This window comes from Photorhabdus aegyptia, from assembly GCF_000612035.1.
Lineage (GTDB): Bacteria > Pseudomonadota > Gammaproteobacteria > Enterobacterales > Enterobacteriaceae > Photorhabdus > Photorhabdus akhurstii.
This window is the reverse complement of record NZ_JFGV01000003.1, coordinates 65032-78689: the sequence shown is the minus strand read 5'-3', so window position 1 is coordinate 78689 and position 13658 is coordinate 65032. Positions and strand designations below refer to the sequence as shown.

Annotated in this window: 14 protein-coding genes; 4 read left to right on the top strand and 10 right to left on the bottom strand. The window is 42.4% G+C overall.

The window, feature by feature from the left end:
* Positions 1–11 precede the first annotated feature (11 nt).
* From BA1DRAFT_RS01785 to BA1DRAFT_RS01765, 5 genes are all read right to left on the bottom strand, one after another.
* Positions 12–698, bottom strand: coding sequence for an urease accessory protein UreF (locus BA1DRAFT_RS01785; RefSeq protein ID WP_036775657.1), 687 nt, complete (start codon positions 696–698; stop codon positions 12–14).
* Positions 695–1291 carry an urease accessory protein UreE gene (locus BA1DRAFT_RS01780; RefSeq protein WP_036775655.1) on the bottom strand — a complete coding sequence of 199 codons (597 nt, stop codon included), beginning with the start codon at positions 1289–1291 and terminating at the stop codon, positions 695–697. Before BA1DRAFT_RS01780 ends, BA1DRAFT_RS01785 begins: the two co-directional genes overlap by 4 nt.
* Positions 1292–1365: 74 nt before the next feature.
* Positions 1366–3081, bottom strand: coding sequence for an urease subunit alpha (locus BA1DRAFT_RS01775; RefSeq protein WP_036775654.1), 1716 nt, complete (start codon positions 3079–3081; stop codon positions 1366–1368).
* A 67-nt stretch (positions 3082–3148) separates the two neighbouring features.
* Entirely contained in the window at positions 3149–3538 is a 390-nt protein-coding gene (locus tag BA1DRAFT_RS01770) for an urease subunit beta (RefSeq protein ID WP_036775652.1), read from the bottom strand.
* Between the two features lie 91 nt (positions 3539–3629).
* Positions 3630–3932 carry an urease subunit gamma gene (locus BA1DRAFT_RS01765; protein ID WP_011146425.1) on the bottom strand — a complete coding sequence of 101 codons (303 nt, stop codon included), beginning with the start codon at positions 3930–3932 and terminating at the stop codon, positions 3630–3632.
* A gap of 391 nt (positions 3933–4323) precedes the next feature.
* On the opposite strand from BA1DRAFT_RS01765, the gene BA1DRAFT_RS01760 reads away from it, so the two are divergent.
* The 3 genes from BA1DRAFT_RS01760 (at position 4324) to BA1DRAFT_RS01750 (ending at position 6037) form a co-directional block, all read left to right on the top strand.
* Complete coding sequence (locus BA1DRAFT_RS01760; protein WP_036775651.1) at positions 4324–5349, top strand: HoxN/HupN/NixA family nickel/cobalt transporter; 1026 nt, start codon at positions 4324–4326, stop codon at positions 5347–5349.
* 113 nt (positions 5350–5462) lie between these two features.
* Positions 5463–5753 carry a CopG family ribbon-helix-helix protein gene (locus BA1DRAFT_RS01755; RefSeq protein ID WP_036775649.1) on the top strand — a complete coding sequence of 97 codons (291 nt, stop codon included), beginning with the start codon at positions 5463–5465 and terminating at the stop codon, positions 5751–5753.
* Entirely contained in the window at positions 5741–6037 is a 297-nt protein-coding gene (locus BA1DRAFT_RS01750; protein WP_011146423.1) for a type II toxin-antitoxin system RelE/ParE family toxin, read from the top strand. The genes BA1DRAFT_RS01755 and BA1DRAFT_RS01750 overlap by 13 nt, the downstream gene beginning before the upstream one ends.
* 127 nt (positions 6038–6164) lie before the next feature.
* Here the strand turns inward: BA1DRAFT_RS01750 and pntB are convergent, their stop codons facing one another.
* Both pntB and pntA read right to left on the bottom strand, forming a co-directional pair.
* Entirely contained in the window at positions 6165–7553 is a 1389-nt protein-coding gene (gene pntB / locus BA1DRAFT_RS01745; protein WP_036775647.1) for a Re/Si-specific NAD(P)(+) transhydrogenase subunit beta, read from the bottom strand.
* Positions 7554–7563: 10 nt separating this feature from the next.
* Positions 7564–9093 (bottom strand): Re/Si-specific NAD(P)(+) transhydrogenase subunit alpha, encoded by a 1530-nt coding sequence (gene pntA, locus BA1DRAFT_RS01740; RefSeq protein ID WP_036775646.1) that lies wholly within the window; start codon positions 9091–9093, stop codon positions 7564–7566.
* A gap of 432 nt (positions 9094–9525) precedes the next feature.
* Between pntA and ydgH the strand changes: the two genes are divergently transcribed.
* Entirely contained in the window at positions 9526–10479 is a 954-nt protein-coding gene (ydgH, locus tag BA1DRAFT_RS01735) for a DUF1471 family protein YdgH (protein ID WP_036775644.1), read from the top strand.
* Between the two features lie 84 nt (positions 10480–10563).
* Here ydgH and stlE read toward each other — a convergent pair whose 3' ends face one another.
* The 3 genes from stlE to stlC form a co-directional block, all read right to left on the bottom strand.
* Positions 10564–10806 carry a stilbene biosynthesis acyl carrier protein StlE gene (gene stlE, locus BA1DRAFT_RS01730; protein ID WP_036775642.1) on the bottom strand — a complete coding sequence of 81 codons (243 nt, stop codon included), beginning with the start codon at positions 10804–10806 and terminating at the stop codon, positions 10564–10566.
* A gap of 79 nt (positions 10807–10885) precedes the next feature.
* A complete protein-coding gene (gene stlD / locus BA1DRAFT_RS01725) occupies positions 10886–12034 on the bottom strand; it encodes a beta-ketosynthase StlD (protein ID WP_036775639.1) in 1149 nt (382 codons plus the stop codon).
* Positions 12035–12982, bottom strand: coding sequence for a stilbene biosynthesis aromatase StlC (gene stlC / locus BA1DRAFT_RS01720; protein WP_036775636.1), 948 nt, complete (start codon positions 12980–12982; stop codon positions 12035–12037).
* Positions 12983–13658 lie beyond the last annotated feature (676 nt).

Below are 13658 nucleotides of genomic sequence, written 5' to 3'. Positions count from 1 at the left end.
TCAGGATCAAGTTAATTACTGAACAGCCGGGTAAACGCGCTAACGTGAAGCGCTGCCAGAACATCGGTCATAGGTGCATAAGATGTCATCTGTTCAATCCCTCCCTTTTCCGCCTCATCACAAAATAGTTCAATATCTTGATTCAATGAGAACAAGATACGTTGAATTTCAATATGGGTAACACGCATCAGGCGTATAGCCGCACTGAGTATCGTCATTGCAACGCCATATTGATGCATGACGATCACTTCACGTGGAGCCGCACCCAATGCACTCATGACAACCGCCAAAGTAATCGGATAGGTACCGGCGGCAATATCGCTCTTTATTTGTGCTAACCACCATGCAATTAACGATTCACCGGTGACTTCAACTGCCATCTCCGCTAATTTTTTCCCCATCCGCGTGACCATTGTGCGACTTTCTTCATTTAATTTGCGATTAAATACCGCCCAATCATGGGTGATAGCCACATCATGTTGCCCACTATTCAGCGCCTGACACGCGGCCACAACTGCGCGGCCATCACTACTTACCGCCTGTAACAACGCTGTGCGCGTGAACTCGCTTAACGTTGCCACGTCATACACGATTTTGCTCTGAATGGCCGATTCCAGACCGTTTGAAAAAGAAAACGCGCCAACAGGCAATACTGAATCAGCAAACTGCATGATTCTGATTAAGCGGAGAGCATTCATTTTAGTTTAATCACATGCTGGTTCAGAAATGTATTATCGACATGAACGTGTGTCGCAGAATCCTCAGCACCACCGAATAATAAGCGAGCTTCTGAGTTGTTAAGAGAAGGCAATATCTCTTCACCTTTAACAAAGGAGTAAGGCAATGCATGAAAACCGTGGGTTTTCATGACTGAATCCATGACTTTAGTTGATACTGTCAGCGGAATATAAATCTGGTTGTTTTTAATCACTGACTTCCAATGCTGATTACCTAAAGCATGACCAAGTTCGAAGCTGGTTTTCATTACCGTCTCTAAATCTAATGACAGTAATGATTTCAGGTGAATAACCATCACGTCACGCAAGCTCATTTGAACAATAACCGCCAGTCCTTTAGCTTCGTCCCACAATAAAACGTCACCATCAGACAATACTTGATGACGGTCAAGGGAAATACCTAAATCCAATCCGTTAAGGGTAGATTTACGACAACGGCTTTTTTGCGCTTCCCATTGTGAAAGCACTAAGATATCCGGCGAAATCCCTTGCAAGCGATCTCGCCAGAAAACATCCTTTTTGGCATTACCAAGAATCTGTTCAATAACAATCATAAGATAATCCTCTGAACGCATGGATCGGTTAATCCGGCCAGAAACATATTCTCTGACCGGCAACAAAAAATAGATTAACTAAAGAAATAGCGCTGATTGAGCGCGACTGTCCTGACCGGTTTTACAGTGGCATATTCACCATTCACCTTGACAGAAAAGGTTTCTGCATCCACTTCAATTGCGGGCGTTTCAGCATTACGCACCATATCTTTCTTAGAGATAGCCCGGCAGTTGCGCACCGCCATAACCTGACGTTCCAAACCAAGGCTTTCTTTTACCCCCAGTTCCATCGCCGCCTGGGATACAAAAGTAACACAGGTTTCCTGAAGGGTTTTGCCCAATGCGCCAAACATCGGACGATAAAATGTCGGCTGCGGCGTCGGCAATGAAGCATTTGGGTCCCCCATCACCGCCCAATTAATCATACCGCCTTTAATGACCAACTTAGGTTTTACGCCAAAAAAACGTGGCTCCCACAGCACAAGATCAGCCATTTTTCCCACTTCAACCGAACCGAGCACATGACTTATTCCCTGAGCAATAGCCGGGTTAATCGTAATTTTGGCGACGTAACGTAATACACGAAAGTTATCGTTATGTGCTGCATCCTCCGGCAACTTGCCGCGTGCCGCTTTCATGGCATGAGCAGTTTGCATCACACGCAGCCAGTTCTCTCCCACTCGCCCCATTGCCTGAGAATCACTGGAAAACATCGACAGTACGCCCATATCATGCAAAACATTCTCCGCTGCAATGGTCTCTGGACGCACTCGGCTTTCCGAAAATGCAACATCGGCCGGTACTTTGGGATTAAGGTTATGGCAAACCATAATCATATCAAATAGTTCTGCCTGACTATTGATACCGTAAGGCAGGGTGGGATTAGTCGAGCTGGGCAACACATTCATCTGGCTGGCAACTTTAATGATATCCGGTGCATGTCCGCCACCGGCGCCTTCGGTGTGGAAAGTATGAATGGTACGACCTTCAAAAGCATCAATGGTATCCTCAACATAACCGCCTTCATTCAGGCTATCAGTATGCACTGCGACTTGGATATCCATTTCATCCGCTACACGTAAGGCATTACGCAACGCTGAGTTCGTTGCGCCCCAGTCTTCGTGCACTTTCAAGCCGGAAACGCCCGCTTTGATCTGTTCAACCAGCGGCATAGCCGCCGCAGCATGGCCTTTTCCCAAAATACCTACGTTAACCGGTAAACTTTCAAAAGCACGCAACATGCGATGGATATGCCACGGACCGGCGGTGACAGTGGTGCCGTTAGTCCCATCAGTGGGGCCAGCACCACCGCCAAAGAAAGTCGTCACCCCATTGGATAAAGCATGTTCAGCCTGTTGAGGAGAAATAAAGTGAATATGGGTATCAATGCCCGCAGCCGTGAGGATGAGATGCTCACCAGAAATAGCATCAGTACTAACACCAACCACCATACCGGGGGTAACGCCATTCATCATGTTAGGATTACCACTTTTACCTATCCCGACAATACGTCCCCCTTTTATGCCGACATCCGCTTTAATGACGCCTTGTCGGGCATCTAAAATAGTGACGCTGGTGATGACCAAATCTAATACGTTTTCGCTAGTCATACGGTTATCCGCCCCCATACCATCACGCAGGGATTTGCCCCCGCCATAGACCGATTCATCACCATAGCCACGCAGATCTTTCTCAATTTCAATAAATAGATTGGTATCACCCAAGCGGATCTTATCGCCGATCGTAGGACCAAAAAGACCTACATATTCCTGTCGGGAAATGGTTGGCATAGTTTATTCCTTTGTTCGAAAGATTTTCCGACGTTCGTCAATTCTACCTTGAATTCATTCGATTCTACTATCCGGCATGTAACCAGGTTTTCTCCACAGGCTCATCAATAACAACCTGACTTTTACCCGCCCAACCATCGACTAAATTATTAAATCCATAAACGTTTTGTTTCCCGCCAATCGGGATTAATGACACCTCGATTTCATCACCGGGTTCAAAACGGATAGCAGTTGTTGCTGTGATATTAAGTCGTTTACCAAACGCAGCCGCACGATTAAATTGCAAAGCTTTATTTACTTCAAAAAAATGGAAATGAGATCCCACCTGAATAGGACGATCACCTGAATTACGAACTTTTAATTGAATAACCGGACGATCTTCATTAAAGGAGATCGGGTCTTTAGCCAGAATATACCCCCCCAACGGAGTAACATCTTCTTTATTATTTTTTTCCATCGGAAAATCTCCACGTTAAGACGTGAGTCAAGACATAAGTTAATATTTTGTCTAGATAATTTTTCCTGCTATTTACAATTTGTTTCAGCAATCATTGAATGGGATCATGTACAGTAACCAAACGACTACCATCAGTAAATATTGCTTCAACCTGTACATGCGGAATAAGATCAGCGACGCCATCCATCACATCCTCTTTAGTCAGAACATGTCTGGAATCATCCATCACTTCTTCCAATGTTTTCCCCTCTCTGGCGCCTTCCAATGCAGCCGCAGTAATAATCGCAACGGCTTCAGGATAATTGAGTTTTAAACCGCGAGACTTACGCTTTAATGCGACATCAGCCAGTGTATATACCATGAGTTTTTCGATTTCCCTTGGTGTTAATTGCATAAAGCCCCCTAATCATTGGTTATTCCATACGGCCACACTGCTATGTCAATATATAACTTATATGTCAATATATAACTTAATACAATTTTTCCAACAGACTTTATTCAAAAGCTGCTGTCCCTATCCGAATATTGATTTAGATAATCTTTTAGCAAAAAATCTTTGACACAAAGACCATAATATGTCAATTAAGATCATTCTTTTCAACACAGGTTAGTCCTCTTACCTCTTATTTAAATTTATCCAAGGTAATATTACAAGCTGATTAGTATGTCCACTTGGTAAAAAAATTATAGGTCATGAAGTCAGAAAATACTTACTGTTTTTTTGGACTTCTAGCAATCACCCTTAAGACGGGTTTTACATTTACAGATTTACAGGTATTCCACATATGAATAATTTAACGGATAAAAAACGTGCTGTATCTCTTCTTGTTGTTTTGATTGCCGCCAACATACTGGCTTGGGTTTGGGCATTTATCGCTTTCCGTCATCATGCGGTTATGATGGGGGCAGCCCTGCTGGCTTACAGCTATGGACTGCGCCATGCGGTCGACGCTGATCACATCGCAGCCATTGATAACGTCACCCGTAAATTGATGCAACAGGGTAAATCACCTATTGCTGTCGGCGCATTCTTTTCTCTTGGGCATTCCACCATTGTTATTCTGGCCTGCTTCGCCATCGTTCTAACCTCTATGGCGTTTAAAGATCAAATGGGCTGGATTCATGACTATGGCGGCATTGCCGGTACCTTAGTTTCGGCCTGCTTTCTGCTAGCAATAGCACTAATTAATTTGCTGATATTAAAAAGCGTTTATCAGAAGTTTCAGGAGATCAAACGTGGCAGAAATCTGGCTAAAAGTGATTTGACTGTACTAGAAATGACGCCGGGAGGGATTATGACGCGCCTGTTTCACTCGGTCTTTCGGTTGGTAAGCAAAAGCTGGCATATGTATTTGGTCGGTTTTCTGTTTGGATTGGGGTTCGACACCGCTACCGAAGTTGGGCTATTAAGTATATCTGCCGCCGGCTCTCTCAGTGGGCTTCCTCTGTGGTCGTTGATGGTATTCCCGGCGCTATTTACCAGCGGTATGGCACTCATCGACTCACTGGATAATTTTGTGATGGTGGGTGCCTATGGTTGGGCATTTTCCCAACCGACACGCAAACTCTACTACAACATGACCATTACCGCGGCTTCCGTTGCTGTAGCACTGTTCATCGGTGGGCTGGAAGCGCTTGGGCTTATCGCTGAACAATGGGATTTGCATGGCGTTTTCTGGAACACTATCGGGGCATTAAATGACAATATGGGCAATGTTGGTTTTTGGGTTGTCGGGATTTTTGTTCTGTTCTGGACCTTATCAGTGATGAATTATCGCTGGCGGGGATACGATACGCTGGAAATTAAATAACAAACGCAGAACTCTTCACATAACCGTGCGATGTATTACATCCTGAAATGTTGTTATGCTCGCTATCTAATGATAGCATTTGTGTTACTAGTGATATCATTGTGAGAAAGGTTATGCATAAACAAACGAAACAGACAATAACCCTTCGCTTAGATGAAGGGTTAAAAACACGCATTAAAGCGTTGGCTGACACGCAAGGCATTTCTGCCCATTCGCTTATGGTACGTTCAATCGAAAGTGAAATTGATACTTTGGAGGCCAGACAACAATTTTTACGTGATGCCGAAAACGCTTGGTTAGAATATGAAGCCACCGGTTTACATTTAACTGGCAGTGAACTTTGTAATTGGCTGGATGCGATTATACGTGGCGAGGATAAGGAGCCACCTGAATGCCATCTGTAATAGTCACTCCCGCAGCAACAAGGGATATAAATCGTCTTATTGATTTCTTATATCAACGCGATACAGTTGCTGCGAAGTCGGCACTTAGTATCATTAGCAAACACATCCAAGCACTGGAATCTAACGTCTTATCTGGACGGCCAACAGAAATTTATCCACTCTTTGAGTTAATTATCCCTTTTGGTGGTACAGGCTATATATTGTTATACAGAGAACTTCCCGGAAGTAATACGCGTTACATTTTGGCTATCCGTCACCAGCGAGAAATCAACTATAAGCACTAACTTAAGCATTAATAACTAGTGAATCGCAAATAAAGTAAAACAACGAATGTAATTTCTGTCTCTTAATCAAGAAATCTGACTAAGAGACAGTAAATCCATCATAGCTGTAAGTTAAAACAATAGAAAATCACAGTGCACGCAGGATTGCCTCTACGCTCGCCTTCGCATCACCGAACAACATTTGGCTATTGTCTTTAAAGAACAGTGGATTTTGCACCCCGGCGTAACCTGTGTTCATAGAGCGCTTGAACACAACAACATTTTGTGCTTTCCAAACCTCCAGAACGGGCATACCCGCAATCGGGCTGTTGGGATCTTCCTGTGCCGCAGGGTTAACGGTGTCGTTGGCGCCAATGACCAACACAGTATCGGTATCAGAGAAATCATCATTGATTTCATCCATTTCCAAAACAACGTCGTAAGGCACTTTTGCTTCTGCCAACAGCACGTTCATATGCCCAGGCAGACGTCCCGCAACGGGATGAATACCAAAGCGAACGTTGACTCCCTTCTCCCGCAGTTTGGCTGTGATGTCATGTACCGGATACTGCGCCTGCGCAACAGCCATGCCGTACCCCGGCGTGATGATAACAGAAGTTGAGTTTTTCAATAGTTCAGCAACCTCTTCCGCCGTGATTTCGCGGTACTCGCCCATCTCTTGCTCATCACCGGTTGAAGAACCATCAGTACCAAACCCGCCGGCAATCACACTGATAAAAGAGCGGTTCATGGCTTTACACATGATGTAAGAGAGAATCGCCCCCGAAGAACCAACCAGTGCACCCGTTACAATCAACAAATCATTGCTCAACATGAAACCCGCTGCTGCTGCTGCCCAACCTGAATAAGAATTCAGCATTGAAACCACCACTGGCATATCCGCGCCACCGATGGAAGCAACCAAATGCCAACCAAACGCCAATGCGATTGCTGTCATGAGCAATAACGTGAACACTTGCAGGCCCGTACTTTCCGTTTTCACAAAGGTAATCAACAGCACAAAAGAGATCACAAGCGCTGCAAGGTTTAATTTATGACGATTTGGCAACATCAACGGCTTAGAGGAAATTTTTCCACATAATTTACCAAATGCCACAACGGAACCGGTGAAGGTAACCGCACCAATGAAAACCCCTAAGAAGACTTCTGTTAGATGGATATTCTCCATCACGGGTTCTGCAAAACTATCGTGAGCAATAAAACTATTAAAACCGACCAGCACGGCGGCCAAACCGACAAAACTGTGCAGAATAGCAACCAATTCCGGCATTTCAGTCATTTCAACTTTATTTGCCAGACGAATACCAATCACCGCACCAATCACCATCGCCAGAATAATCCAGACAACACTTCCGGTATCAGGCCCGAAAATAGTCGCAATCAATGCGATTGCCATTCCAGTGATACCAAAAATATTTCCACGTTTAGAACTCTCATGACGAGATAAACCTGCCAGGCTGAAAATAAATAAAACGGCGGCAACAATATATGCTGCTGTAACGACTCCACTCGACATTAGTTACCCCTTAGTCCTTACGAAACATTTTCAGCATACGTTGAGTGACAGTGAAGCCACCGAAGATATTAATGCTGGCAATAAGAACGGCAATAAATGAGAAGAAACTTACCCATCCACCATCACCAATTTGTAATAACGCCCCAACGACAATAATCCCCGAAATGGCATTAGTTACCGACATTAACGGTGTGTGCAAAGCATGGCTGACATTCCAGACCACGTAATAACCCACCACACAAGCCAGCGCGAAAACAGTAAAGTGAGATAAGAACTCTTTTGGTGCAACATTGGCTAACCAACCAAACAAGATAACAGCCAATGCCAATAAACCATATTTCAACCAAGGTGAAACAGGTTTCGCCGCTGGTTTTTCTGCTTTAACTGATACCGGTTTTGCCTGCGGCTGGGCCGAAACTTGAATAGGCGGTGCCGGCCAGGTAACTTCGCCCTCTTTGATGACTGTCACGCCACGAATAACAACATCGTCAAAATCAATATTGATTTCGCCATTTTTCTCTTTGCACAATAACTTAAGCAAATTAACCAAGTTAGTGCCGTAGAGTTGTGAAGATTGTGTTGGCAAGCGACTGGGCAAATCTGTGTAACCAATAATTTTCACGCCATTTGCAGTAATAACCAATTTATCTGCTTGCGTTAACTCGCAGTTTCCTCCCGTCTGAGCAGCCAGATCAACAATCACACTACCTGGCTTCATGGATTCAACCATCTCTTTGGTGATAAGACGTGGAGCGGGTTTCCCAGGAATTAAGGCTGTGGTTACAATGATATCAACTTCTTTTGCCTGTTCGGCAAAAAGCGCCATCTCCGCTTTAATGAAGGCTTCGGACATGACTTTTGCATATCCGTCACCACTACCGGCTTCTTCTTCAAAATTCAGCTCAAGAAACTCCGCCCCCATGCTCTGAATTTGTTCTTTCACTTCAGGGCGAGTATCAAATGCACGAACAATCGCGCCCAGACTGCCTGCGGCCCCCACAGCAGCCAAACCAGCAACACCGGCGCCAATAATCATCACTTTGGCTGGCGGGACTTTTCCCGCCGCAGTAATCTGACCAGTAAAAAAACGGCCAAATTCGTGAGCGGCTTCGACTATTGCACGATAACCGGCAATATTTGCCATAGAACTCAATGCATCCAACGATTGTGCTCTGGAAATACGCGGTACTGAATCCATCGCCAACACCGTGACTTTACGGTCTGATAGCTTCTGCATTAACTCAGGGTTTTGCGCTGGCCAGACAAAACTAACCAACGTACTCCCTTCCTTCATTAATGCAATTTCGTCATCCTCAGGAGCATTAACCTTTAAAATAATATCTGAACGCCAAATATTATGACGATCAGTAATTTCAGCACCTACTTGTTGGTAAGCACTATCTTCAAAACTGGCTAAACGCCCAGCTCCACTCTCAACAACGACATTAAATCCCAATTTCAGCAGGTGTTCCACAGTGTTCGGTGTGGCTGCAACACGTGCTTCATTGACAAGTCGCTCCTTCGGTACACCAATACGCATAATGTTCCCTTCCTAAAGCCTAAGATTAATGATGATTATTGCTTGCTACAGTCAACTTAGCGACTAAATTAACTTGATTACTGCCATCAGTAAAATCTATCAACAAATATTTTAATAACCAACTGAAAATATTATCGGTGATCGATCGCTAATGGGTAAAAAATAACTAAGTAGTATTATAATAAGTAGTACTATAATAAGTAGTACTATAAATAGTATTACCGGCGCAAATCGCACTTTTAACTGGCTCACTCCCTATGTTGCTAAAAACTTATGGCGCCCTATTCTATAAACTTGCATTCATTCATACTGATAGCATAAATTCGTGGGACATTAGCTATTATTACATGTAATAATTATCGGCTATGTGATACACAACCATGTTCAGCAAGTTACAACTATTATTTAATGCGCAAGGTGGAAGGATTTTTTATGAAGCTGAAAACAACGATGATTGCAGCAGCGGTATTCTCATTAACGGGTATTACCACTGCTCAAGCAGCTCAGGAGTTATCCCCGGAGAAAGCAGCAGAGCTGAAACCGTTTAAACGTATTACGGTTACAGGCCCTTTTAATGCTATTTATGAAGCTGCCGATGCGGTTTCCCGTCGTGCAGACAAAATGGGTGCTGATGGGTTTTATATCCAAAGCCTTGATGATCTGAATAATAGTGGCAACCTGCGCGTTGTAGCTGATCTGTATCACAAAGATGCAGAGAAAATTGATAATTCACCTAAATATCGTGAGTTTCGCGGCATCAAAGAATTACCCAAAACAGAAGCTGTAACGCTGGAGCCATTCGATACGGTCACTATTAGCGGCTTTTATGACACTGAACCCGATTTGAAGGAAACCATTGCAAAAGAAGCCAAGAAAAAAGGCGCAGCGGCTTTCTTTATTGTTCGTCAGGTTTCAATCAATGATGGCGGTAATCAGACGGTTACCGCTTATGTTTATAAAGATGATGCGCCAAAACGCCAAATTCAGGCTGATGAAGCGGTTATCCCGGCAGATTCCGATTCTGGACGCACTGCATTGGCTGCTGGTGGCGAATCGGCTAAGAAAGTAGAAATTCCTGGTTTAGCCTCTTCAACTTCGACCAGTAATTCTGTTGGTCGCTTCTTTGAAACCCAGTATTCTAAAGGTGAGCGTTACACTGTCACCCTTCCTAACGGTACGAAAATCCAAGAATTAAATAAAATCAGCGCTGCTCAGATGGTACCTTTTGATTCCATCACCTTTTCAGGCTATTACAACAGCATGCCTGATGTTTCCTATGAAGTCGCTAAACGCGCCGCGGCTAAAGGCGCTAAGTACTATCATATTACCCGTGAATGGCAATCCAGTGGTGGAACCTCCACTATCAGCGCAGATCTGTTCAAATAACCCTATTGAACCAAAAACAAAAAAAGGCACACATGATAATCATATGTGCTTTTTTTATTCATAAAGATAATAAAGTTCTTCAAATTAGTTAGCGGATTCCAACTTCGAATCGATACAATCAATGGCGTTCTGTATCGTCACTATTTTTTCCGCTTCTTCATCATCAATAGTTATTCCGAAGTGCTCTTCCAGAGCCATAATCAATTCAACATTATCTAACGAGTCGGCACCTAATTCCTCGAATGTTTGTGTATTAAGAATCTGGGTTTCAGGTATTCCAAGTTGTTCTGCAACAACACTTTTGACACGATTCTCTAAATTTTCCACGCTGTATTTTCCTAGATGTACCCATTACGAGGGGAAACAGGTTGTTTCCCCATTCTTCATTAACACTAAGATTAAATATTTACACAACAGTCAGGTGCATGAATGCCCCTGTGAATCTGGCACTTTCAGGGATAAAACATAACAGACGCTGATCTTTCTTCAATTTACCCGACTTCATAAGCTCATCCAACATGATATAAATAGAAGCCGATCCGGTATTTCCTTTCATTGTTAAGTTAGTAAACCAACGCTCTTGTTCAATACCAAAATTAATATCTTCAAGACCCTTGGCAAATTTCATGCGGAAATATTCAGATGAGTAATGAGGCAAGAACCAATCAATAGATTCTGCCGATAAATTACGATCAGCAACTATCCGTCTCAATGGTTCGGTAAGTGTGAATTTAACAACCCTCTCATTTAAATATCTAACATCTTGTTTGATGCAGAAAACAGAATAGGCAAGCCAATCAGCCTGACTCATTTGAGCCCAACCTTTCAAACTGCCATCTGCTAACTTTTCTCCACCTGAGTACATACATGTCTCTTGCTCATTAGCAAAAGAGTAAATATCTATCCAATCAATTCGTAATGAAACACCATCAGGTCGAGGTTTGTTTTCAAGTAAAGCAGCGCCGGCGCCGTCAGAAAGCATCCAACGTAGAAAATCTTTTTCAAAAGCGATTTCAGGGCGTCGTTCCAGTTCTGCAACCCGAGCTTCGTTTTCACTCTGGAAATTGCGGGCATGCAATACAGTGGAAGGTACTTCCGACGTTGTTGAAACCGCATTACTTGTCGTTCCCGAGAGAACGGACAAATAAGCATATTTCATCGCTGTTATACCCGCAGCACAAGCACTGGAAGTTGAGATAACTTCACATGGTTTATTTTTGAGCTCTCCATGAACCATGAGACCATGACCCGGTATAATTTGATCAGGAGTACCACTGCTTGCTGCCAGAATTTGCATATCGTCTAAAGAGAAGTGTTCATCAACCAAACCTTTTACTGCTTCAGCCGCTAGTTGAGCAGATGTATAAGTTGCCTCACCTGTCTCTGGATCCAGTGCATAATGGCGATATTTGATACCATTATTGCGAAGGACTATATGACGAGATCTTGACGGACGACCACCAACAAAACCAAGAACAGATTCCATTGTATTATTATCTATTGGGTTTCCCGGCATAAACGCGGAAACTTTAGTGATATAAACGTTGTTACTCATTTACTTATTTATCTCCTTATCATCATAGCGGGCAGAACCAGAAGGTTGTTCATAGTATTTCTGTAATTCATTAAGACGTTCTTTAAGTAATGGGGTAAGCAAACGGCGAACAACCACTGAAATAGGAAAAACAACTAGTACCATCAATATCAAATAGGTTACAAACAACGCTAATAAAGCGCGTCTTACCCATATTCCTCGTTTGCCCACACGACAAATCAGCCCGGACCAAAATCTAAACCCTCGATGCGCCGCACGTTCACCAAAAATAAAAGCTTGGTCGACAACCGCCGCACCCATACCTTTCAACATTGGAGCATCAACTTTCTCTTTATCCGTTTTGAGCGCTGCCAATAATGCATCACCAAAACGTGGAGCATCTTTAACATCTTCCTCCGATACACCCGCCCGCGGTAAGCTAGGAAATGGCTGTCTTTTTCCTGTCATTAGCCATATCGGGGTTGTGAATACTGTTGCAAAAAAGTTTGCTTTATCAACAAAGACCACGTTATCGCGCAAATACGCTCCACTTTCATGCAACAATCTTTTGACAGTTTCCTGAGCTATCAACCACATATTTCGGCAAGCAATAACTGTCACCACCGGTCGGCCATTAAGTACACGCTTTCCTTCTTTACTCTTAAGAAATGCTGTTATCGGAGGAGCCGGCGATAAATACCAAACCTGGTAGCCTAATATGACTAAATCAAAAGGTTCTTCGTCTTCCAGATTCAAAGGCGCTAGCTCAGGCGGATGCAACTGCACTGTTTCTGGGAAAACATCAACAAATTTGGAAAATTTCCAGGGAAACGCAAATTCTGGAATCGGTTTCAGAACAACTTCACGGATGTATATCTCATCAGACTCTTGCAGGGGTGAGATTAAACTTTTTACCACCTCGATCAATTGACCACTTTGGGAATATGACACTACAAGAACACGTTTCATATGTTCTAACCTTTATGAATATTTAATACTGAGCCATTCATCGGCACCTAAAAGATAAGAATTTGAATGACAGTTGTCCTCTAACCATCTGAGAATATTTTTTGGCATATGTACATATAATCATTCCTGAAAATTAAAAACATATACAAGAAAAACAAGTTAATAAATGGCAGAGTAATATTTTCACAAACAATATAAATCAAAGCAGTCGTTGTCAACATGATTTTTTTATTTTTATATAAGATTAGTTTTATATCACATTGTGGAAATTTAATTAGTTACTGATAGAAAAGTCAATGAAAAATATATTAACCTGAATATAAAATTAACAAAATCAATTAAATTTCAATAAATACTTAAATTAAATCAATAAATTAAAAAACACTCTAAATGTTTTAATTTAATGAAATATTTATAACATTATGAAACTACATACTCAATAGATTAATTTAACAAATTGACATGAAAACAAAAGATGATTATTACTTAGCAATAATATTGCATGACAAAATAAAAATTAGAGATTAAATTTTCCACAATCATTTTATTAAATTTTGAGATCGATCGAAAAAATTAAAATAAAAATTACTTAATTAGTAATAACACCATAGTACTTCATATTTATCACCTATTTACCTCAATACGACAAACAGCATTATAAAAATAACTCATATAA